This window comes from Pelovirga terrestris (assembly GCF_014773365.1).
GTDB lineage: Bacteria > Desulfobacterota > Desulfuromonadia > Desulfuromonadales > Geopsychrobacteraceae > Pelovirga > Pelovirga terrestris.
This window is the reverse complement of the sequence record NZ_JACWUN010000001.1, coordinates 297,747-316,831: the sequence shown is the minus strand read 5'-3', so window position 1 is coordinate 316,831 and position 19,085 is coordinate 297,747. Positions and strand designations below refer to the sequence as shown.

Below are 19,085 nucleotides of genomic sequence, written 5' to 3'. Positions count from 1 at the left end.
TTTGCTCCTTTTAATGATAATCGGTTATTTCAACTTCAGTCGGTTCATCCAGCCAAATAAAACAGATGCGCCATTGCTTGTTGATTCTGATACTGTATTGACCTGATCGGTCGCCACTTAGTTTTTCCAGCATGTTGCCTGGAGGTGAGCGTAGATCAAACAGCTCTACCGCATTGTCTAGCATCTGCAACTTGCGTTCAGCTTGTGCCTGAAAAGATCTGAACTGCTTTGGTTTTCCACCCTCATAAAGGGATTGCGTGTGCTTGCATTTAAAATTTCGTATCATGTAGGCATGGTATAACGTTCTTCGTTAAACGTCAATCGTTAAGTTCGTAAATCCCGTTAAAGAAAAGGCTCAAAAGTTTTTTTTGACAGGATGGCAATCTGATGAAAATCGGATTAAATTCAACCCCTGTTTTTGGGGTAAGGATTTTACAATCAGACTTTATCTGCGTTGAGCCTGTTAAATGCTTTTTCTGACTGGATGAAAATCTGATTAAGTTCGGATGAAGGCAAAGACTAAAACCAGCCTCGCGCGGAGCACGCAGGGTTCGCAAAGAAAACCTTGAAATCATTTTTTTTGGGTTAAAAGCCTGAAAACACAAAAAAGAGCATTTCTTGGCGTCCTTAGCGTGCTTGAGTGAACGAAGCGAACGGGCGCGAAACAAAATTAGGGGGGGGATATGGATGAAAATGATATCGGAAAGATTGTTGTTGATGTTGCTATCAAATTACACCGTGAAACAGGGCCTGGACTTCTAGAAAGTGTTTACGAAGCACTCCTGGAGCATGATCTCAAAATCAGGGGATTTCAGGTATCAAGACAAATGGCTATTTCTCTAAATTATAGAGGCATTAAATTCGACGAGGGGTTTCGAGCTGATATTATTGTTGAAAACAAAGTTATTCTGGAATTAAAGTCGGTCGACAAAATATCAAAAGTTCATAAGAAACAGGTTCTTACATATTTAAAATTGACTGGTTTGAAACTTGGTTATCTGCTGAATTTTGGTGAAGAAAGAATGATAGATGGGATTGTCAGGCTGGTGAATGATCTTTAAAACCGGTCTCGCGCAGAGCACGCAGAGATCGCTAAGAAAACCTTAGAGCCTTGTTTTTTGGTTCAAGGCCTTAAACCATAGAATGTTTGTTTTGAATTTCTTGGCGTCCTTTGCGTGCTTGAGTGAGCATAGCGAACGGGCGCGAGACAAGGTTTTCAGATTGAGGTTGTTTTTTTATGTGTGGAATTTATGGGGTGATGGGTGGGGGGGTTGACCAGGGGTTTCTGGAGCGGGCTACTTCGACTTTGACCCATCGTGGGCCGGATGCGGCTGGTTATTATCTGGATCATCACATCGGTCTGGGGCAGTAGCCGATTTTTTTGTGAGAACTTTATGTCTACATTAGATATTTCCATCGTCATTCCCTGCTTGAATGAGGTTGGTACAATTGGCAAAACTCTTTCGGCACTCGTTTGCGAGCTGAATAATGCCGACCTGCAATATGAAATCATTGTTGTAGATAATGGCTCTACCGATGGCAGTGATCTTGTCGCTAAAGACCATGGCGTGGATTTTATTCAAACCGACGCCTATCCGGTAGCTGCGGTTCGTAACCTGGGTGTAAAAAAATCTCAGGGTGCGGTTCTGGTTTTTCTTGATGCTGATATCGTAGTTCAGGATGGCTGGGGGCAACATTTAGGGCATGTCTACAAGCGGCTGATGGAGGATGATAATCTCATAACAGGTTCACACCCACAGGTGCCTGATGATATTCGCCCTGCACTATATTGCTGGTACAAAAGCCTGTCTGAAGATACCCGCGATACCCATATGGGAACGGGGCATATGATTGTTTCCAGGGCAACCTTTGAGAAGGTTGGTAGGTTTGACGAGTCTTTGGTGACAAATGAAGATTTTTATTTCTGTATCGAAGCTAAAAAAATAGGGGTTGCTGTTGTCAGTAACCCTGATATGAAGGTTTTCCATCTGGGTTATCCGAACAACTATTCTGATTTTTTGAAAAGAGAAATCTGGCATGGTTTGGGGGATTGTAACACCATAGGGCGGCTGCTGCGCTCCCGTGTGGTGTGGTTTGGCGTGGCTTTTATTGTTTTTGGCTTGCTGGCAATTACCTCATTGTTTTTTTCCCCGACACTTTTTTCCATTTCTGTTTTTGCGTTTCTGCTGTTGCCGGCTGGATTTAATATAATCAAGTTTGGCTACGGAGGACTGCGTGAGTTTACATATCGCAGCCTTGTTGCCTGTGTTTATCTGTTCAGCAGAGGACTTGCTATTCCGATTTACATTCTTAATACAAACAAGCGACTTCATCGTGGACACAAGCAGGCCCAATCAGGTCAGTCTGGGGAAAAGGTATGAATGTTTACATAGAACAATGTGAAAATTATGACGGTTCATCCATTGATCATGTCGTGTCTTCCTGGAGAAGCGTTTTTTCTGATGCTATTAAGCCGGGTGATACAGTTGTTTTAAAACCGAACTGGATTGCTGAAACACATAGGTACAATGAGGGAGAGTGGCTTCAGGTGGTCACTCATCCCCGGATTATTGAGGCTGTACTGAAGGTTGTTCTGGAATTGCTTCAAGGTAAGGGCAAGGTAACGATCACAGATGGCCCGATGACCGGCTCCAGCTGGAAAAAATTGATGGAAATCATGCAGCCTGAGCGTTGGATTGAAATGGGTAAAAGCGCAAATATCGACGTTGCAGTGCTTGATTTGCGTGATCATGAGTGGACGATTAAGGGTGATATTATTGTCGAACGTAAAGAGTTGCAGGGTGATCCGCTTGGCTCTGTTGTCTGTGATTTGTCTTCTCGAAGTGAATTTGTTGGCAAGGAAATTGGTAAACTTGGCTTTTTTGGTGCTGACTATAACCAGCAGGAAACTAACGAAGCACATTCTGGCGGTAAGCATTTGTATAAAGTGTCACGAACCGTTCTGGAGGCTGACGTTTTTATCAATTTACCCAAACTTAAAACCCACAAGAAATCCGGCGTTACCTGCTCGTTAAAGAATCTGGTTGGAATCAATACCTATAAAAACTGGTTGCCTCACCATACCGGGGGTTCTCCAAACGAGGGAGGCGATCAGTTCCCGGAAAAAAGCATCAGATCGTTTGCCGAGGGGCGTTCTACCAGAGCTCTGTATGATTTTCTTGCTAAAAATCCGCATATGGGGAAGTTTTTCATTACCCTGAAAAAGTTTGGGAAATTCGTTTTTGGTGATACGCGAAAAACAATTCGCAGTGGCAGTTGGTTCGGCAATGATACGCTCTGGCGGATGGTGCTGGATCTAAACAAGATTCTTTTTTATGCCAATACTGATGGCAGTCTTCGCGCAGATGTTCCTGCCAGCAGAAAGAAATATATCAGTCTGGTAGACGCTGTAATCTCGGGTGATGGCAACGGCCCGGATGCTCCAGATAGAAAAGATACCGGCTTGCTGATTATTGGTACTGATCCGGTTTCTGTAGATTGTGTCTGTGCAAAGTTGATGGGTTTTGACTGGCAGAAGATACCCATCACTAAAAACTCCTTCGCGGTGAAAAACTTCGCTTTTATTGATGGTGCTTACGAAGATATTCAGGTTGAATCGACTATAGATAGATTCAACAATCTCCTTTGCAAAATAAAAGATGAGGACAGCTTCTGTTTTGAGCCCTCTGTCGGTTGGAAAGGGCATGTGGAATCGCCATTTCGTATGGACCAATGAGTTATTTTACAGCGGTAATGGCACTTTAGAAATGACCCATCTGAATTTGCCTGATTTGGTCCGCGGGATGGACTCAACAAACTCCAGCTCGATTTTCATATTTGTGCCGACCCGCTCATGTAGCGCGCTAATCAGGTGCGCTGAATCGCTATCTTTGTAGTTTTGTGAACGAACTATTTTGATATGTAAAAGATCAATCTTTTCCTGGATGATTTGAGATTCCTCGATGGCGTCAAGGGGTTTAAATGGGTGGGTAAGGACTGAAGATGATACAAGTTTACCTTCCGGAGTTACCACAATATCTTCATCCTTGGTTGTAATTCCCTTAAAGCGGGGCATATAGCGACCGCAGGCGCACTGTTTATTGTCCAGAGCGGTAATGTCGGAGGTTTGGTAGCGAATAAACGGCATACCAAAATTGAGAAGGCTGGTGCCGACCAGATAGCCTTCTTTGCCTTGCTCTACTGGGAAGCCGTTGTTGTCAACGACTTCATTAAGGGCAAACTCGAAATTAAGATGGTATTCGTGCGCTTCAGCGCATTGCGAAGCAAAAGCGACACGCTCAGCCATACCATAAAAGTCGAATACCGGCGCTTCAAAGCTTTCTTCTATCAGCTCACGTTGTTGCGGCAGCAATGTTTCTGACGAGGTCAGTACGGCTTTGAGTGGTAACTTTTGTCCGATCTTTTTTAAATAACGGGCAAGAATGAATGTCGTGGAGGGGTATCCCTCAATGGCCGCTGGTTGAAAACTGCGAAGCTTTTCCAAATGATACGGCAGATATTGTTCACTCAGGTGAAATGAAGACATCCAGAGCATGTTGTGGATACGATCATGCTGCCAGAGGGGAGGGGATGTTTTATTTGTGGGAACGATTGTCCGTCCAAGAAACATAGCGATGCCATCCCCATATTGAACACCTGCCCATATTTTTTGGCGCCAATCAGCGGCATTGTTGTAGATGCATGTGTGTTTATCCCAATAGCAGGAAAGAGGTGACCCGGTCGTTCCGGATGTGTGGCCATGAAAAAGCTTGTTTTGGGGATATTTCGAGCTGATTAATTGATCGCCGGCGGACCGTACATCTTCGCGCGTTAAAATCGGCAACTTTGCAACATCGCTGAGGTTTTTAATGTCTATTGGACGCACCTGGTATTCGTCGAAGCGTTTCCGGTAAAAAGGGACAGTTTCATAGGCGTGTTTAACGATTTTTTTAAGCCGTTCAAGTTGATATGCTGCAATTTCATCAGGGGTGTACCATTGTGTTTTTGTCAGTTCCTCAAGGGCTGCATGAAAGGGTTTGCCATAACGCTCAACGTGTATTCTGCAAGCGTACAAGTTAAGAAGAACATGTTGCGCAACATAAGGGCTCTTATCATATAAATTCTGTAGCTTTCCCAATTGAAACCCCGATTCGTGAGCGATGAGAAAAATATTTGTTTTAGGTAGTTGTCAATGTTGTTAGATGTTAATTATGGTGTCATTTGAAGTCAAATTGTATTTATATCGCAAAATTGCTTATTTAGGGAGATTGAAATTTTGGCTGAATATTTTTTCTGGTTTTTTCTGATATTGACCTTGTACCCCTATGTGATTTACCCGTTGCTGGTTTCTGTCTGGTCAAAAGTGGCTCCGCGTGCATGGACAAAAGGCACGGAACAGCCAACGGTGACTCTGATTGTTTCGGTTTATAACGAGGAGGGGGTTATTCAGCGCAAACTCGATAATGCCCTGGCGCTGGACTATCCGCCGGAACGTTTGCAGATCATGGTTGTCTCTGACGGATCTACTGATACGACTCACGAGATAGTTGGTGCCTGTGATGATGAGCGTGTGATCCTGAAAGCCTATCAGCGCGCCGGTAAAACGGCCTGTTTGAATCGGGCCGTGGCAGAAGCCTCCGGGGATATTGTGGTTTTTACCGACGCCAATTCCATGTTCCCGCCTCAGGCGTTGCAGATGATGACGCGTAATTTCGCCGATGAATCCGTCGGTCTGGTGACCGGCTGGACCAGATACCGGCGGTCGGGTTCTGATGTCGAAGAGGCACCGGGAGCCTACGCCCGGCTGGAGAAGATCACCAAGGATGCGGAGAGCCGTATTTCCTCCTGTGTGGGTGCTGATGGTGCTATCTTTGCCATCCGCAAAGAACTTTACCAACCATTGGAAGATCAGGATATCAACGATTTTGTCATCCCCCTCAATGTCATCGGGCAAAGGCGACGGGTTGTGCTGGATGGGGATGTCTATTGTCTGGAAGAACCATCCGAGGATGCCGGCAAGGAGTATCGTCGTCAGGTGCGCATGACCAACAGGACTCTGGGAGCAATGCGGCGCAACCTGAAGTATCTGGTCCCGGTGGACTTTGGTTCTTTTGCCTTTTTTCTGCTGTCCCATAAGCTGTTGCGTTTTCTGGTGCCGTTTTTTGTTGTTGGGACGTTTTTCTCCGGTTTGGCGCTGATGACCTCGACGCTCTTTTACGGATTGGCCTTTTTGGCCATGATCCTTCTGGTGCTGGCCGGTTCCCTGGGGTTGATGGGTTATGCCCAGTCACGGTTGGTTGATGTTTGTGCGACTTTTCTGTTGACCTGCGCCGGTCAGGCGGTGGGCTGGTTCCGTTTTTTTACCGGCAAAAAAGACACCATGTGGACACCGCAGAGGTCATGACGTTCCGGCGTTGTGCCCTTGCTGCTGTGGTTGTTGTTTTGCTGCTGCTGGTCATGGTAGCGGTTCGGCCCGGTTTGCTTGGGGCACTTGTCGTCGTCGATGTGCCGCTCGATTCAGCAGATGTTATTGTCGTGATGGCTGGGGAGCGCAGGTTGCGACTTCCGGCGGTAGCGCAATTGTATCATCAGGGGCTGTCTGAGCGTATTTATCTGGCTAATGACGGGATGTTTTCGTCCTGGTCGTCCAAACATCAGCGCAACCTGTATGAAGTTGAGTGGGCCAGGGAGTTTCTGCTGGAACAAGGGGTGGCAGATGACGCCATTGCTATGCTCGACTATACTGCAAGTGGTTCTTATTTCGACGCGCTCCACGCCGCACAGGCGATCAGAGCGGATAACGCCATCTCGACGGTGCTGGTAGTCACATCTGATTATCACACCAGAAGAACCCTGTGGTGTTTTAACCGGGTGCTGGATGGTAGTGATATCAGAATTGGGGTTTATCCGGTCCCTGTAAACCCGGACAGTGAGCAATATTTGTTGAAGACCTACGCGACGGAACTGGTGAAGTTGGGGTATTATTGGTTGCGATACTAAAATTTTATAAACCTGCCTCGCGCAGAGCCCGCAGAGATCGCTGAGAAAAGCTAAGGACGATAACCTGTTGGACGCGGATACAATCTGAAAAATCTGATGAAAATCTGATATAGCCGCAGATAAACGCTGATAGACCTGATAAAATCATGATTAAAACCTGGCTCTTGGGTTTAAACACAAAAACCAAAAGCCTTGTTTTTTAGACTAAAAATCAGGTTTTGGGTTTATCTGAGATGCATCTGCGTCTATCTGCGTTCGATAAAGATTTGATGTTGTTTTTGATCCGTGAAAATCCGAAGTTTCAGATTTTATCCGCGTGCAACAGGTTCTAAGTATTCTTGAGTGTGAGATAAACATATGACTGAAACAGTACCTGAAATCGATCAACATCGTCAGATCGCACCCCGGCGGATTACTTCTGCTTTGCTTCTGTTCGTCGGGTTTGTGGCGCTTTTCTATGATGTTATCATTTATACCTTCTACAAATGGTTTACCCCTGAAGGAAATCACTGGCCGCTGATCCTCGGAGCAGCTCTCTACATTGTCTGGCTTAAGCGGGACGATATCAGGCGACTTCCGCAACATCCGAACCTGATGGTTGGAACCCTGATGATGGCAGGGGGCTGTTTTATGCTGTTTGCCGCCAAGCTCAGCAACACCATTGTTGCCCAGCAACTAGCGGTGATACCGGTGCTGTTGGGTGGCGTGCTGCTCTTGCGTGGGTTCAGTTGGTTCAAGGCGTTGTTCATCCCCATCTGTTATTTGATTTTCCAGACTGGTATACCTTGGTGGGCACTGGGTAAGTTTAGTATTTATCTGCAATTATCGGCAGCCTGGCTGGCTACCAACATGATCGGCTGGAGTGGCATGCCGGTGATCCTGTCGGGTACTATTATCGATCTTCCCCACATTGCTCTTGAGGTTGCCCCTGAATGTGCCGGTGTATCCAATATTGTTTCATTAATTTCGTTGTCCATCTTTCTTGGCTTTGTACTGCAATTATCAGTTTATAAAAAGGCCCTGATCGTTCTTTTAAGTATTCCGGTAGGGATTTTTGCCAATGGCGTCAGAATCGCCCTGATCGGATTTTATGCGGTTTATAACAAGGGGGCGGATCTTCACGGCCCTTATGAAACCATGGGGATGAGTCTGATCTTCTTTTTCGGAATGCTGTTGCTGTTTCTGATCGGTCATCTGATTAAAGGGAAGAAGGTCATGCCTGTTGCGCTAGAGCAAGATGCTGTCGATGAAGTTGACGATATACCACCGTTGCAAATTACAGCTGATAGTCGGGGAGGGCGGCGTCATCTGGTGGCCGCTTGCCTGCTGGCAAGTTTATTGGTACCGACCTTGGCCATGATGCACCTGTATCATTTGCGACCGGTCACTCCGCCGGCATCATTTGCGACATTTCCACTGGAGATCGGTGATTTTTACGGCGAGGATGCTTTCTGGGTTGATGAACGTATTAGACCCTTTTCCGCTGACGATGAACTGATCAGGGTTTATACAGACCCTTCAGATAACCGCTTCGCATTATATGTCGGCTATTTTGCCGAGCAGGATCGGGACAAAAAAGTTGTTGATTATCGTCGATCCTGGATGTTTGATGGGGCCGGTCGATATCCGGTGGTGACTGATTCCGGGACGGAATTTATCAATAAGCGTGATGAGGAGGGTAACAGCTTGTACTTCTGGTACATCTTGGCTGACCGGATTGTTACTGACAGTCTTACCGGTAAAGTATTGACTTTCTGGGATGGATTAACTAACAGAAAAACCAACGGCGCTGTGATCATTATTCAAAGTAGAAGTGGTGAGGAGGCCGTAAGGCCATTTGTGCAAGAGATGATGATTCATGTGCAGGGTTATATCCAATAGATTGGGAACAAAAAAAGTCGATAAACCCTTGGACACAGATACAATCTGAAAAATCTGATGAGAAACCGATCTTTTTAGCCGCTGATGAACGCGGATTGACGCAGTGAAGGTCAACGGCAAAAAACGGGTAGTAGGGAATAGGGAGTAGGGAGTGGGTAGTGGGTAGTGGGTAGTGGGTAGTGGGTAGTGGGTAGTGGGTAGTGGGTAGTGGGTAGTGGGTAGTGGGTAGTGGGGGATCAGTAAACCGTGAGCGGTGAACAGTAAGCGGAAAAAAAACATTAACGAAGAGTCGGAGAGGAAAGGGCGGGGAAAACGGGTAGTGAAATCAGTGAACCGTGAGCGGTGAGCGGAAAAAAACATTAACGGAGAGCCAAGGGCGTGAAAAAAGGGTAGTAGGGAGTGGGTTAAGATTTCCCAGTCCCCAGTCCCCAGTACTGTCCCCAACTAAAAACTGTTCACGGTTCACTGTTTACCGTTCACTAATGATTTTCACCGCTCACGGCTCACGGTTTACCGTTCACTTTTTTTAGCCTGCCTGGTATTATTAATCGTGCTGTTTAACGTTCTATAGGGAGTGCGGTTATGTCGATTACGGCAAATGAATTAAAGACCCGTGGCGTGGCCTCGATTCATGAGGCGCTTAAACACCAGGACGAAGCGATGATCTCGGTTCGTGGACGGGAACGGTATGTGGTGATGGATATTGACACCTATAATCAGCTTCGTGTTTGCGAATTGGAAGCCGCCTATTATCAGGCACAACGTGAGCTTGCCGAGGGGCAGGGGATTGTTGAGTCGGTTGCTGACCACATGGCGCGTATCCGTCAGCTGGACGTATGAATTATCAGATCATCTATACCCCGGGCTATAATAGACGTGCAGCCCGTTTTCTGAAAAAACATCCGGACCTGGCCCTTCAGTACGAAAAAACGCTTCAATTGCTTGAAGTGAATCCCTTTCACCCGTCATTGCGTCTGCATCGGCTTAAGGGCGGGCTCGCCGGTTTGCATTCGGTCTCGATTAATTTCAGTTACCGCATCACCCTTGAAATGATTATTCAGGGCAATTCACTGTTGCTGGTGGATGTCGGCAGCCATGATGATGTTTACAGATAGTCTGCGGGGAGTGGGGAATCAGTGAGCGGTGAGCGGTGAGCCGTAAGCGGAAAAAAACATTAACGGAGAGACGGAGAGGAAAGGGCGGGGAAAACGGGTAGTAGGGAGTGGGTAGTGGGTAGTGGGTAGTGGGTAGTGGGTAGTGGGTAGTGGGTAGTGGGAAAACCGTAGGGGCGGGTCCCTGTGCCCGCCCGGCCTTTGATCTAAAGATTTTACCGCTCACCGCTCACTGTTCACGGTTCACTTTTTTTAACAAATGACGCCGCGTTAGCGGCAGACAAATGACACCGCGTTAGCGGCTAATAAATTTCCCTGCGTTCCATCAGGTGCTTGAGCGGCACCATTGTTTTGTGCAGTACGCCAAATATGACGACTTGTTGTTCGTCTACGATATAGTAAACAACATGACTTACATGAGGAAAGCTCATCACATTTGTCCCTACCTCAGGCCTGAGTTTCCCCAAAGAGGGCGCTTCAGCAAGGAGATTCATGGTTTTTCGCAGATCCGATATGTATTTTCGAGCCTGTACGATCCCCCACTCTTGCAGTGTGTACCGGCGAATTTCTATCAGGTCAGCTTGAGCCTCAGGTGTTAAGCGGTACGTTGGAGATGGCATCAATCGCTATTGCCCGCTTGTAGTTGATCAAAAAATGATTCACCATCGACCAAATTGCCAGCAGCTATATCTGCCCTGGCCTGCATTGCTCTTGATTGCAATAAGCGTAACTTGAGCGCCTCAATACTTGCATATTCCTCAGCCGAAATGACCACGGCAACAGGTTTTCCATTCTTGTTGATATGCACCGGGGCTCTCTGTGCTTTTAACAACAGATCACCAAAATGGGTTTTTGCTTCATTGGCCGTTAGGGTATCCATTATAGGTTATCCTTTCTGAATCGGTCGATTTGATTATTTTAGGTGATTAGTATTGAATCTGTCAATTTAATCGTTGGGAAGTTGGTACTCGGAAGTAGGTAGTTGGAAATAGGATAAATGCTTTCACCCATTACCCAGTCCCCAGTCCCTAGTCCCCAGTACCTGGGGTTGAGGCATTTGCCTTTGACCTCGTAGGGTCATTGTGTCGTGAGTGAGCGAAGCGAACGGGCGAGAGACAGATCTTTAAAACCGGCCTCGCGCGAAGATCGCAGAGATCGCAGAGAAAACAGAAAACCGTTTTTGGGGTAAGGCTTTTAAACCATAGGATTTTTGGGTTGTGCTTTTCTTGGCGCCCTTTGCGGGCATGAGAGAGTGAAGCGAACGGGCGCGAATATATTATGATAAGCAGTTACCGCTAACGGTTCACCGTTTACCGTTCACAGTTTTTACAAATGACACCGCGCAGCGGTAAGTTTGTTCTTATGCATTTTGATTGCATTACCGTTTCCTATAGGATACAATTTGGGCATGGAATACGAACTGCAGAGTACTTCCACGTTCGACAAGTGGCTAACCAGTCTGAAGGACGCGTCGGTGAGAAACCGCCTGCTGGCTCGCTTGAGTCGCGTTGAAAATGGTAATTTCGGCGATTTCAAGCAGTTAAGCAGCAACCTGTATGAGCTGCGGTGTTTCTTCGGAGGCGGGCTGCGCGTCTATTACACAATTCGTAATGGGTTGGTGGTTCTCCTGCTGGTCGGTGGCAACAAAGCGACGCAGGCCAAAGACATTGAAACAGCAACCACCCTTTTACGAGATTTGGAGGTGTGAACCATGGCTATTAAAACCAAGCCTTTCGATATTGCCGAACATCTGAACACCCCGGAAGACATCCGAGAGTTTTTGAAGGAAGCAGCGGACACCGGCGACGAGGTCGATTTTATCCATGCGCTGAACACGGCTGCTCGGGCCAAAGGGATGAGTGAGGTCGCCAGGGAGGCCGGAGTCACCCGTGCCAGTCTGTACAAGTCACTTGCCGATGGCGGAAACCCAAACTTCACCACCGTGAGCAAAGTTGCCAAGGCACTGGGTTGCAAGCTAAGCGTGGCCTGAGTCGGTGAGCGGTGAGCGGTGAGCGGAAAAACATTAATGGAAAGAAGCAGGCAGAAACGAGAAAATAGAATTTGACCTCGTAGGGTCGTTGCGTCGTGAATGAGCGAAGCGAACGGGCGAGAGACAGATCTTTAAAACCGGCCTCGCGCAAAGATCGCAGAGATCGCAGAGAAAAACAGAAAACCGTGTGCTACTCCGAGAACCCTGGCAAACTCAGTCTGAGAAAGATCGAGTTTGTGCCGGGCTTCAGCTTTATTGTGATCACACGAAGGGAAGAAGCAGGCGAAGCGCTTCTATGACTTTTTTCTGATCAGGTTTGGCAAGTTGTCCTGCTTTTCTTATAATCAGTTTTTCATCCAGGGTGAACAATTTCATTCGGATCATTGAAGGTGCGGGCAGGCCGGCAGAATCCAAATCCTGGATATCGATATCGAGTGGCCAATCTGAATTTTTAGCACTGGTGATCATCGCCATAACAGCCTGACCGACCTGCAGATTAAATGCTTGTGCGTCGGATAGAATCAGTGCGGGTCGGCGTTTGTTTGTGGTTTTGTCAGTGAATGGAAAGGGCACAACAACAATATCAAAGGTATTAAAGGTCACGATATGCTTCCTCATCTGTGGCTGATTCCCATTCACTGAGTGTTTTTTCGAGTGCTTTGGCAAAGGAGAAGTCGATGGGACGCGCTTTTCTGAGGCGAATCTGGTTGTTCTCAATGTCAAAAGCAATGGCATCTCCAGCTTTTAGGTGAAGAACTTTACGCACCGGTTCCGGGATCGTGGCTTGATATTTGGATGTGATTTTACTCGTCGCCGTTGGCATAATAGACCTCCTTTTTGGTAATACTAGCATTACCATCTTCGTCACGCAAGAACCTGACACTTGAAATATACCAGTTAACTAAATTCTGAATTCTAACTCCTGTATCCTGTCTTTCTAACACCGCTACTGTTTTTGAGCTATATGATTTTGGGTGATTAGTCTACAGAATAAAAAGGCAAGGGTTGAAAGCGGGGACGAGTAGCGAGTAGCGAGGAAAAACATTAACGGCGGAGAGGAAAGGGCCCGCGCAGCGGCTGCCACCGCTTCAGCGATTACTGCATCGCCAAAAACTCCAATGGACTCAAGGCGGGTATGGGTGATTTTTTGAAGTCCTTGCCATTGCGGGTGATAATAAATTGACATTGCTGTTGTTGAGCGGCTGCGCTCGTTACGGCATCTTCAAAATCCCTGAAAACCAGCACTCTGGCTTGCAAAAAGGTTTCCTTGTTTTCCGGTATGATGGTGACATTCTGCAGCAGCCAGTCCAGCAATTCAGATGCCTGTTGATGGTCAGCGTATTTATTGACCAGGTAATACAGGGTTGTTATCTGATGAGCACATATACAACAGCATTGATTTCTGATGGCAAAATCCAGAATGGCTGCCGAAGCCTGGTAGTGGGGCTGACGCTTTTGCACAACATCAAGCAGGATATTGAGATCAAGAAGAATTTTCACCGGTGTTTTTCTTCCAGTGCTTCGTGGTAGGCAATTTCAGCGTCAATGTTACTGCTGATAATGCCGCTGAAACGTTGTATGTCAGGATGGAGTTCTGCCCTGGTTTGTTTACGAAGATTTTTCAGGTAGCGGTCTATCATCTCCGTGACGCTGATACCGTTGCGTAGGGCATATTCTTTTGCGAATTCTATCTCCTCTTCAGGTAACCGAATGGTTAGTTTGCGAGCCGGCATCATTATCTCCTGCTGAAATAGGTTCTGTACGGCAACTATAGCAAGTATGTACGGCTTTTTGTAGGCAAAAGCGGTGACGAGTAGAAAAAAATTAACGGCGGAGAGGAAAGGGCGGAAAAACGGGTAGTAGGGAGTGGGTAGTAGGTAGTAGGTAGTAGGTAGTAGGTAGTAGGTAGTAGGAAAACCGTAGGGGCGGGTCCCTGTGCCCGCCCGGCCTTTGATCTAAAGATTTTACCGTTCACCGCTCACCGTTCACCGCTCATAGCTTTTACAAATGACGCCGCGCTAGCGGCAGACACCGCGCAGCGGTAGACAAATGACGCCACGAAGTGGCAGACAAGGGACACCGCGCAGCGGTAGACGCCGCGATAGCGGCAGACCAATGACACCTTAATTATCAATCACCTGAATCGGAAACATTTTCATCTGCTTATCAACACTGATCAGAGCCATGCTTTCGAGTTTGCTCTGTGCTGCGAGCATGCGGTCGAAAGGATCTCGGTGTGGTTGCGGCCAGCTGCCGGCTAGCTGGGCATGGTCGGGAGTGATCGGCAAGGGGGTAAAGCCGGCTTGATCAATCCAGTAGGGAACATTTTTGGCTACTGCATCGGCATGGGGTAATTTACCTATTCGGTATTTCGTTGCTATTTCCCAGACCGATGCCGGGCTGATGTAGACGGTGTTTTCCCTTGAGCTGATCATCGCCCGTATTTTTTCCGACAAGTCCGGCGCGTCGAACAACCACCATAAAAAAATATGGGTATCCAGTAGCAAGTTCAACTTTCCCATGCGTCCAGTTCCTCTTCGGGGAGTGGTTCAAAAAAATCGGCAGTCACTTTTCCTTTGGCAATTCCGGGTTTTCTTTTTGTCGCTAGGTCGATTGGAACCAGCTTGGCGTAAGGTTTTCCGGATTTAGAGATAATGACTTCTTCGCCGGCATGGACTCGTGCCAACAGTCGGGACAGGTGGGTTTTCGCTTCGTGGATATTGATCGTTTCCATTTGACATTCTCCCTTAGTCTGGTGGCTTAGTCTACTATGAAAGAGATGCTGTGGTCAATGTATATGGGGAGTGTGAAAGCAGTGACGAGTGATGAGTGATGAAGCAAGGGCGGAAAAACGGGTAATAAAATCAGTAAACCGTGAGCGGTGAGCGGTGAACGGTGAGCAGTAAGCGGAAAAAAAACATTAACGGAGAGCCAAGGGCGGGAAAAACGGGTAGTGGGTAGTGGGTTAAGACTACCCACTACCCACTACCCACTACCCACTACCTGATTGTGTCGGTTTTATCTGCGTAACATCTGCATGCATCATCGGCCACCAATGACAGAGAGTAACACCAACTTCATTGCGCCGGCGTTAAAATTGCTATTTCGTTCAAACTCCAGATGTAATAGAATGTCGAATGTAAGGAATCCTTTCTTTTGGGGGTGTTTATGTTGGCGAAAAAAACCAGTAAAAACCAGATTACATTGCCCAAGAAGATTGTCGACAAGTTTCCCGGTGTAAATTACTTTGACGTTCGCGAGGAGAAAGGTCAGATCCTGTTGTTTCCGGTTCGACCGGGCAGTGCGGATCAGGTTCGGGAAAAGCTGGCTGAGCTGGGCATTGTGGCAGAAGATGTTACTGCTGCCATTGAATGGGCCCGGCGTAAATGAGTTTGAGGGTCGTTTTTGATACCAATGTGGTTGTTTCGGCATTGTTATTTGCTCATGGTCGATCGGCCTGGATCCGTCAATTGTGGGCAGAATTACATCCGTTAGTATCACGGGACACTGTCGCTGAATTGATGCGGGTTTTAAGTTACCCTAAATTTCAACTTGAGCCTGTCGACATTGAGGGTTTGCTCGGTGAATATTTGCCGTTAACCACAGTTGTCAAAGTGCCGGCGTCAGGAGTCGCTGTGCCAATATGTTCTGACCCTGATGATCAGATGTTTATCGACCTTGCCTATGCCGGCCATGCGGATATATTAGTCTCCGGTGATCAGGACTTGCTCGCAATGGTGGATTTATGTCCCTTTAAGGTTCTGCCGCCCGGTCAGTTGCGGTTGTATGTTTGTGAAAGTGGCGAGTAGCGAGGAAAAATATTAACGGAGAGGCGGAGAGGGAAGGGCAGAAAAAACGGGTAGTAGGTAGTGGGTAGTAGGGAATGGGAAATTAGTGAACCGTGAGTTGTGAGCAGTAAGCAGTTGCCGATCACGGCTCACTGTTTATCGTTCATTAAAGTTTTTACCGATTACTGTTCACGATAGATTATACCAATGACGCCGCATTAGCGGCTGACCAAGGACAAAGGACACCGCTTTAGCGGCAGAATGAAGAGGGGGAAACAATGAGTCAATATCCACAACTACATTTTCACGGTGGCACCAGCGGGGTGACCGGTTCCTGTTATGAGCTGCAGGTTACGCAGGATTCCGGAATCCTGATCGACTGCGGGTTGTTTCAGGGGGCGGATGAGCGGCCGTTGGAGATCGATTTTCCAGTTGATCACATCAGGGCGCTGTTGGTTACCCACGTTCATATTGACCATGTCGGGCGGATTCCCTATCTGTCGGCTGCCGGGTTTGCCGGTCCTATCTATTGTTCCGAGGCCTCGGCGCAGCTGTTGCCGCTGGTCCTGGAGGATGCGGTCAAGATCGGCTTTACTAGGGATCAGCGCCTGGTGGAGCGTTTTCTTCGGTTGATCGAAGAACGTATTGTTGCTGTGCCTTTTGGCCAATGGGCAAATATCGCCGACACCGATATCAGGGCGAAGTTCAAGCGCGCCGGACATATCCTTGGGTCGGCGTATATTGAGTGTGATGTGTCGGGACGGCGATTCCTGTTTTCCGGTGATCTGGGCGCTCCCTACGCGCCACTGTTGCCGGCACCGAGAGCACCTTATCGCGCCGATACGGTCGTTCTGGAAAGTACCTACGGTGATCGTCGGCATTCCAATCGTCGGCAGCGGCGCCAATTATTGCGTCAGGTGATCAAGCGGGCATTTGCCGATCGTGGCGCTATCCTGATACCGGCATTCAGTATCGGCAGGACCCAGGAGCTGTTGTATGAACTGGAAGATCTAATCTTTCGCTGCCGGCGGGAGGAGGTTGCCGCCGGCATGTCCTGGGATGATCTGGAAATCATCGTTGATTCACCGCTGGCCAGTCGCTTTACCGCTGCCTATCGGCAGCTCAAGGATTTATGGGATGCTGAAGCCGGTCGCAAGGTCGCGGCGGGGCGTCATCCCCTGTCGTTTGACCAATTGATCACCATCGACTCCCATCAGGATCATCTCCATACCGTTGACTATCTGCAGCGCACCGCGCGCCCGGCCATTGTGATTGCCGGCAGCGGGATGTGTAACGGTGGGCGGATCGTTGGATATCTGAAGGCGTTATTGGGTGATGCGCGCACCGATGTTCTTTTTGTCGGCTATCAGGCCGAAGGCACACCCGGGCGAGCGATCCAGAGCTACGGGCCGCGCGGTGGTTATGTGATTCTGGATGACAAACGTTACGACATCAAGGCACAGGTTCATACCATCAGTGGCTATTCTGCCCATGCCGATCAGCAGAATCTGGTAAATTTCATCAAGCGCATGCGTCACCAACCGAAGACCATTTACCTGGTTCATGGTGACAAGGAGGCCAAGGTGGCGTTGCAGGCGGAATTGCAGAAGCTGGGGGAGGGGATGAAGGTTGTGGTTACGGGTTGATGGGTAGTGGGTAGTGGGTAGTGGGTAGTGAACTATCTTTGAGCTATCTTCGTTTTTGAGGATACACGGTGTGTCCTCAAAAACGAAGATAGCTCAGTGACATCGCTTTAGCGATGGACGCCGCTTAAGCGGCAGACCAATGACACCGCAAAGCGGTAGACACCGCTTAAGCGGTAGTATTTTCTTCACTTTCATGCTAAAGCGCGGTATCCTTTCAACGTTTTTTGGTCTCTTTAAGTATTTAATTTTAAATCATTCCGAGGGTTTTTCATGAAATTGACGATTATAGGAACCGGCTATGTCGGGCTGGTCAGTGGCGCCTGTTTTGCCGAAATGGGCAATCAGGTCTATTGTGTTGATATCGATCAGGAAAAGATAGAAGGGTTGAAAGAGGGGCGGTTGCCGATTTACGAGCCGGGGTTGGATGCGCTGGTGGCAAACAATCATGCGGAAGGTCGGTTACATTTTACCAGCAATCTGCAGGAGGCGATGGAGGAGTGCCAGCTTTATTTTATCGCTGTCGGTACGCCGCCGGGGGAAGATGGTTCTGCTGATCTGCAATATGTGCTGGCGGTGGCTAAAGAGATTGGTTCGTTGCTGACCGATTATGCGGTTATCGTTAATAAGTCGACGGTGCCGGTCGGAACGGCTGATACGGTTCGCGAAGCGCTACAGCAGGAACTGGATAATCGCGGTCTCGATCTGACCTTTGATGTTGTCAGCAACCCGGAGTTTTTAAAAGAAGGGGCGGCGATTGATGACTTTATGAAGCCGGATCGGATTGTTGTCGGCACCAACAGTCCGCGTGCCCGCGAAATGATGCATCAGTTGTACGCGCCTTTTAATCGCAATCATGAGCGCACCATCTATATGGGCGTGCGTGATGCGGAAATGACCAAGTATGCGGCCAACTCGATGCTGGCAACAAAAATCTCTTTTATCAACGAGATGGCTAACCTGTGTGAGTTGATGGGCGTTGATGTCGAAAGCGTCCGGCGGGGAATCGGTTCGGATAGCCGGATCGGTTTCTCATTTATTTATCCCGGTTGCGGTTATGGTGGTTCCTGTTTTCCCAAGGATGTGCAGGCCTTGATCCGCATGGCCCAGCAGGTTGGTTTTGAACCGCAGGTGCTGCAGTCGGTGGAAAATCGCAATCAGTTCCAAAAGGGATGGTTCGGACGTCAGATCCGCCGGCATTTTGGTGATGACTTGTCCGGCTTAACCTTCGGGGTCTGGGGATTAGCGTTCAAACCCGGCACCGATGACATGCGCGAGGCTTCTGCCAAGGTGCTGCTTGCCGATCTGATGGCCGCTGGAGCGAATGTTCTGGCCTATGATCCGGTGGCGATGGAAACAGCCGCCCGTGAGCTGCCCGCAGAGTGGTTTGCCTCCGGCCGCTTGCGGCTGGTGGATAACCAATACCAGGCGCTTGAAGGTGTTGATGCCATGTTGCTGGTGACCGAGTGGAAACCGTTCCGTATTCCGGACCTGGATGCCATGCGCCGGACCATGAAACAGCGCCTGATTTTTGACGGCCGTAATCAGTATGACCCCGCATTAATTCGGAGCGCCGGTTTTGGGTATGTGGGGGTCGGGCGCTTGGTGTAACCGGCCAGAGCAGGGCGCGATGATTCGCGCCCTTACGTTGTATTATATTCAGACAAAGGAA

General features: G+C 48.2%; 25 protein-coding genes. 15 read left to right on the top strand and 10 right to left on the bottom strand.

Annotation, left to right across the window (positions count from 1 at the left end; translation table 11 throughout):
• Positions 1-10: 10 nt before the first annotated feature.
• Positions 11-286, bottom strand: coding sequence for a type II toxin-antitoxin system RelE/ParE family toxin (locus ICT70_RS01465; protein ID WP_191153601.1), 276 nt, complete (start codon positions 284-286; stop codon positions 11-13).
• A 397-nt stretch (positions 287-683) separates the two neighbouring features.
• Here ICT70_RS01465 and ICT70_RS01460 point away from each other — a divergent pair, with 397 nt between their 5' ends.
• The 4 genes from ICT70_RS01460 to ICT70_RS01450 all read left to right on the top strand — a co-directional run bounded on the left by ICT70_RS01460 (position 684) and on the right by ICT70_RS01450 (position 3,736).
• Positions 684-1,061 carry a GxxExxY protein gene (locus tag ICT70_RS01460; protein WP_191153600.1) on the top strand — a complete coding sequence of 126 codons (378 nt, stop codon included), beginning with the start codon at positions 684-686 and terminating at the stop codon, positions 1,059-1,061.
• Between the two features lie 176 nt (positions 1,062-1,237).
• Positions 1,238-1,372 (top strand): hypothetical protein, encoded by a 135-nt coding sequence (locus tag ICT70_RS15065; protein ID WP_272977221.1) that lies wholly within the window; start codon positions 1,238-1,240, stop codon positions 1,370-1,372.
• Between the two features lie 22 nt (positions 1,373-1,394).
• Positions 1,395-2,381 (top strand): glycosyltransferase family 2 protein, encoded by a 987-nt coding sequence (locus ICT70_RS01455; protein ID WP_191153599.1) that lies wholly within the window; start codon positions 1,395-1,397, stop codon positions 2,379-2,381.
• Complete coding sequence (locus tag ICT70_RS01450) at positions 2,378-3,736, top strand: DUF362 domain-containing protein (RefSeq protein WP_191153598.1); 1,359 nt, start codon at positions 2,378-2,380, stop codon at positions 3,734-3,736. The genes ICT70_RS01455 and ICT70_RS01450 overlap by 4 nt, the downstream gene beginning before the upstream one ends.
• 6 nt (positions 3,737-3,742) lie before the next feature.
• Here ICT70_RS01450 and ICT70_RS01445 read toward each other — a convergent pair whose 3' ends face one another.
• Positions 3,743-5,137, bottom strand: coding sequence for a phenylacetate--CoA ligase family protein (locus ICT70_RS01445; protein WP_191153597.1), 1,395 nt, complete (start codon positions 5,135-5,137; stop codon positions 3,743-3,745).
• Positions 5,138-5,275: 138 nt separating this feature from the next.
• On the opposite strand from ICT70_RS01445, the gene ICT70_RS01440 reads away from it, so the two are divergent.
• The 5 genes from ICT70_RS01440 to ICT70_RS01420 all read left to right on the top strand — a co-directional run bounded on the left by ICT70_RS01440 (position 5,276) and on the right by ICT70_RS01420 (position 9,995).
• On the top strand, positions 5,276-6,403 hold the full coding sequence (locus tag ICT70_RS01440; protein WP_191153596.1) for a glycosyltransferase family 2 protein: 1,128 nt from the start codon (positions 5,276-5,278) through the stop codon (positions 6,401-6,403).
• Positions 6,382-6,999 (top strand): ElyC/SanA/YdcF family protein, encoded by a 618-nt coding sequence (locus ICT70_RS01435; protein WP_191153595.1) that lies wholly within the window; start codon positions 6,382-6,384, stop codon positions 6,997-6,999. Before ICT70_RS01440 ends, ICT70_RS01435 begins: the two co-directional genes overlap by 22 nt.
• A gap of 357 nt (positions 7,000-7,356) precedes the next feature.
• Complete coding sequence (locus ICT70_RS01430) at positions 7,357-8,880, top strand: exosortase C-terminal domain/associated protein EpsI (RefSeq protein WP_191153594.1); 1,524 nt, start codon at positions 7,357-7,359, stop codon at positions 8,878-8,880.
• Positions 8,881-9,462: 582 nt separating this feature from the next.
• Positions 9,463-9,720, top strand: a complete 258-nt coding sequence (locus ICT70_RS01425; RefSeq protein WP_191153593.1) for a type II toxin-antitoxin system Phd/YefM family antitoxin — start codon at positions 9,463-9,465, stop codon at positions 9,718-9,720.
• Entirely contained in the window at positions 9,717-9,995 is a 279-nt protein-coding gene (locus ICT70_RS01420; RefSeq protein WP_191153592.1) for a type II toxin-antitoxin system RelE/ParE family toxin, read from the top strand. Before ICT70_RS01425 ends, ICT70_RS01420 begins: the two co-directional genes overlap by 4 nt.
• 299 nt (positions 9,996-10,294) lie before the next feature.
• Here ICT70_RS01420 and ICT70_RS15215 read toward each other — a convergent pair whose 3' ends face one another.
• Both ICT70_RS15215 and ICT70_RS01410 read right to left on the bottom strand, forming a co-directional pair.
• Complete coding sequence (locus ICT70_RS15215) at positions 10,295-10,612, bottom strand: type II toxin-antitoxin system RelE/ParE family toxin (RefSeq protein ID WP_191153639.1); 318 nt, start codon at positions 10,610-10,612, stop codon at positions 10,295-10,297.
• Positions 10,612-10,872 (bottom strand): type II toxin-antitoxin system Phd/YefM family antitoxin, encoded by a 261-nt coding sequence (locus ICT70_RS01410; protein ID WP_191153591.1) that lies wholly within the window; start codon positions 10,870-10,872, stop codon positions 10,612-10,614. Before ICT70_RS01410 ends, ICT70_RS15215 begins: the two co-directional genes overlap by 1 nt.
• A gap of 528 nt (positions 10,873-11,400) precedes the next feature.
• Here ICT70_RS01410 and ICT70_RS01405 point away from each other — a divergent pair.
• Complete coding sequence (locus ICT70_RS01405; RefSeq protein WP_191153590.1) at positions 11,401-11,700, top strand: type II toxin-antitoxin system RelE/ParE family toxin; 300 nt, start codon at positions 11,401-11,403, stop codon at positions 11,698-11,700.
• Between the two features lie 3 nt (positions 11,701-11,703).
• Positions 11,704-11,982: an addiction module antidote protein gene (locus tag ICT70_RS01400; protein WP_191153589.1), complete on the top strand. Its 279-nt coding sequence runs from the start codon at positions 11,704-11,706 to the stop codon at positions 11,980-11,982.
• A 261-nt stretch (positions 11,983-12,243) separates the two neighbouring features.
• Here ICT70_RS01400 and ICT70_RS01395 read toward each other — a convergent pair whose 3' ends face one another.
• The 6 genes from ICT70_RS01395 to ICT70_RS01370 form a co-directional block, all read right to left on the bottom strand.
• Positions 12,244-12,585, bottom strand: coding sequence for a type II toxin-antitoxin system PemK/MazF family toxin (locus ICT70_RS01395; protein ID WP_337906501.1), 342 nt, complete (start codon positions 12,583-12,585; stop codon positions 12,244-12,246).
• Positions 12,575-12,805 carry an AbrB/MazE/SpoVT family DNA-binding domain-containing protein gene (locus tag ICT70_RS01390; RefSeq protein ID WP_191153587.1) on the bottom strand — a complete coding sequence of 77 codons (231 nt, stop codon included), beginning with the start codon at positions 12,803-12,805 and terminating at the stop codon, positions 12,575-12,577. Before ICT70_RS01390 ends, ICT70_RS01395 begins: the two co-directional genes overlap by 11 nt.
• A gap of 272 nt (positions 12,806-13,077) precedes the next feature.
• Complete coding sequence (locus tag ICT70_RS01385; RefSeq protein WP_337906499.1) at positions 13,078-13,482, bottom strand: PIN domain-containing protein; 405 nt, start codon at positions 13,480-13,482, stop codon at positions 13,078-13,080.
• On the bottom strand, positions 13,479-13,715 hold the full coding sequence (locus ICT70_RS01380; RefSeq protein WP_224746725.1) for a DUF6364 family protein: 237 nt from the start codon (positions 13,713-13,715) through the stop codon (positions 13,479-13,481). Before ICT70_RS01380 ends, ICT70_RS01385 begins: the two co-directional genes overlap by 4 nt.
• A gap of 390 nt (positions 13,716-14,105) precedes the next feature.
• The gene (locus tag ICT70_RS01375) at positions 14,106-14,504 is read right to left on the bottom strand and encodes a type II toxin-antitoxin system VapC family toxin (RefSeq protein WP_191153585.1); all 399 of its coding nucleotides are present in this window, start codon (positions 14,502-14,504) and stop codon (positions 14,106-14,108) included.
• Entirely contained in the window at positions 14,492-14,716 is a 225-nt protein-coding gene (locus ICT70_RS01370; protein WP_191153584.1) for a type II toxin-antitoxin system Phd/YefM family antitoxin, read from the bottom strand. Before ICT70_RS01370 ends, ICT70_RS01375 begins: the two co-directional genes overlap by 13 nt.
• 434 nt (positions 14,717-15,150) lie before the next feature.
• Between ICT70_RS01370 and ICT70_RS01365 the strand changes: the two genes are divergently transcribed.
• From ICT70_RS01365 to ICT70_RS01350, 4 genes are all read left to right on the top strand, one after another.
• The gene (locus ICT70_RS01365) at positions 15,151-15,372 is read left to right on the top strand and encodes an AbrB/MazE/SpoVT family DNA-binding domain-containing protein (protein ID WP_191153583.1); all 222 of its coding nucleotides are present in this window, start codon (positions 15,151-15,153) and stop codon (positions 15,370-15,372) included.
• Positions 15,369-15,791: a putative toxin-antitoxin system toxin component, PIN family gene (locus tag ICT70_RS01360; RefSeq protein ID WP_191153582.1), complete on the top strand. Its 423-nt coding sequence runs from the start codon at positions 15,369-15,371 to the stop codon at positions 15,789-15,791. Before ICT70_RS01365 ends, ICT70_RS01360 begins: the two co-directional genes overlap by 4 nt.
• A gap of 257 nt (positions 15,792-16,048) precedes the next feature.
• Entirely contained in the window at positions 16,049-17,416 is a 1,368-nt protein-coding gene (locus ICT70_RS01355; RefSeq protein ID WP_191153581.1) for an MBL fold metallo-hydrolase RNA specificity domain-containing protein, read from the top strand.
• A gap of 270 nt (positions 17,417-17,686) precedes the next feature.
• Positions 17,687-19,024, top strand: coding sequence for a UDP-glucose dehydrogenase family protein (locus tag ICT70_RS01350; RefSeq protein WP_191153580.1), 1,338 nt, complete (start codon positions 17,687-17,689; stop codon positions 19,022-19,024).
• Positions 19,025-19,085 lie beyond the last annotated feature (61 nt).

Excerpts from the sequence above, each read along its gene's own strand:
- ICT70_RS01465 (WP_191153601.1), bottom strand. The coding sequence starts at position 286 with ATGATACGAAATTTTAAATGCAAGCACACGCAATCCCTTTATGAGGGT.
- ICT70_RS01460 (WP_191153600.1), top strand. The coding sequence starts at position 684 with ATGGATGAAAATGATATCGGAAAGATTGTTGTTGATGTTGCTATCAAA.
- ICT70_RS15065 (WP_272977221.1), top strand. The coding sequence starts at position 1,238 with ATGTGTGGAATTTATGGGGTGATGGGTGGGGGGGTTGACCAGGGGTTT.
- ICT70_RS01455 (WP_191153599.1), top strand. The coding sequence starts at position 1,395 with ATGTCTACATTAGATATTTCCATCGTCATTCCCTGCTTGAATGAGGTT.
- ICT70_RS01450 (WP_191153598.1), top strand. The coding sequence starts at position 2,378 with ATGAATGTTTACATAGAACAATGTGAAAATTATGACGGTTCATCCATT.
- ICT70_RS01430 (WP_191153594.1), top strand. The coding sequence starts at position 7,357 with ATGACTGAAACAGTACCTGAAATCGATCAACATCGTCAGATCGCACCC.
- ICT70_RS01425 (WP_191153593.1), top strand. The coding sequence starts at position 9,463 with ATGTCGATTACGGCAAATGAATTAAAGACCCGTGGCGTGGCCTCGATT.
- ICT70_RS01420 (WP_191153592.1), top strand. The coding sequence starts at position 9,717 with ATGAATTATCAGATCATCTATACCCCGGGCTATAATAGACGTGCAGCC.
- ICT70_RS15215 (WP_191153639.1), bottom strand. The coding sequence starts at position 10,612 with ATGCCATCTCCAACGTACCGCTTAACACCTGAGGCTCAAGCTGACCTG.
- ICT70_RS01410 (WP_191153591.1), bottom strand. The coding sequence starts at position 10,872 with ATGGATACCCTAACGGCCAATGAAGCAAAAACCCATTTTGGTGATCTG.
- ICT70_RS01405 (WP_191153590.1), top strand. The coding sequence starts at position 11,401 with ATGGAATACGAACTGCAGAGTACTTCCACGTTCGACAAGTGGCTAACC.
- ICT70_RS01400 (WP_191153589.1), top strand. The coding sequence starts at position 11,704 with ATGGCTATTAAAACCAAGCCTTTCGATATTGCCGAACATCTGAACACC.
- ICT70_RS01390 (WP_191153587.1), bottom strand. The coding sequence starts at position 12,805 with ATGCCAACGGCGACGAGTAAAATCACATCCAAATATCAAGCCACGATC.
- ICT70_RS01380 (WP_224746725.1), bottom strand. The coding sequence starts at position 13,715 with ATGCCGGCTCGCAAACTAACCATTCGGTTACCTGAAGAGGAGATAGAA.
- ICT70_RS01375 (WP_191153585.1), bottom strand. The coding sequence starts at position 14,504 with ATGGGAAAGTTGAACTTGCTACTGGATACCCATATTTTTTTATGGTGG.
- ICT70_RS01370 (WP_191153584.1), bottom strand. The coding sequence starts at position 14,716 with ATGGAAACGATCAATATCCACGAAGCGAAAACCCACCTGTCCCGACTG.
- ICT70_RS01365 (WP_191153583.1), top strand. The coding sequence starts at position 15,151 with ATGTTGGCGAAAAAAACCAGTAAAAACCAGATTACATTGCCCAAGAAG.
- ICT70_RS01360 (WP_191153582.1), top strand. The coding sequence starts at position 15,369 with ATGAGTTTGAGGGTCGTTTTTGATACCAATGTGGTTGTTTCGGCATTG.
- ICT70_RS01355 (WP_191153581.1), top strand. The coding sequence starts at position 16,049 with ATGAGTCAATATCCACAACTACATTTTCACGGTGGCACCAGCGGGGTG.
- ICT70_RS01350 (WP_191153580.1), top strand. The coding sequence starts at position 17,687 with ATGAAATTGACGATTATAGGAACCGGCTATGTCGGGCTGGTCAGTGGC.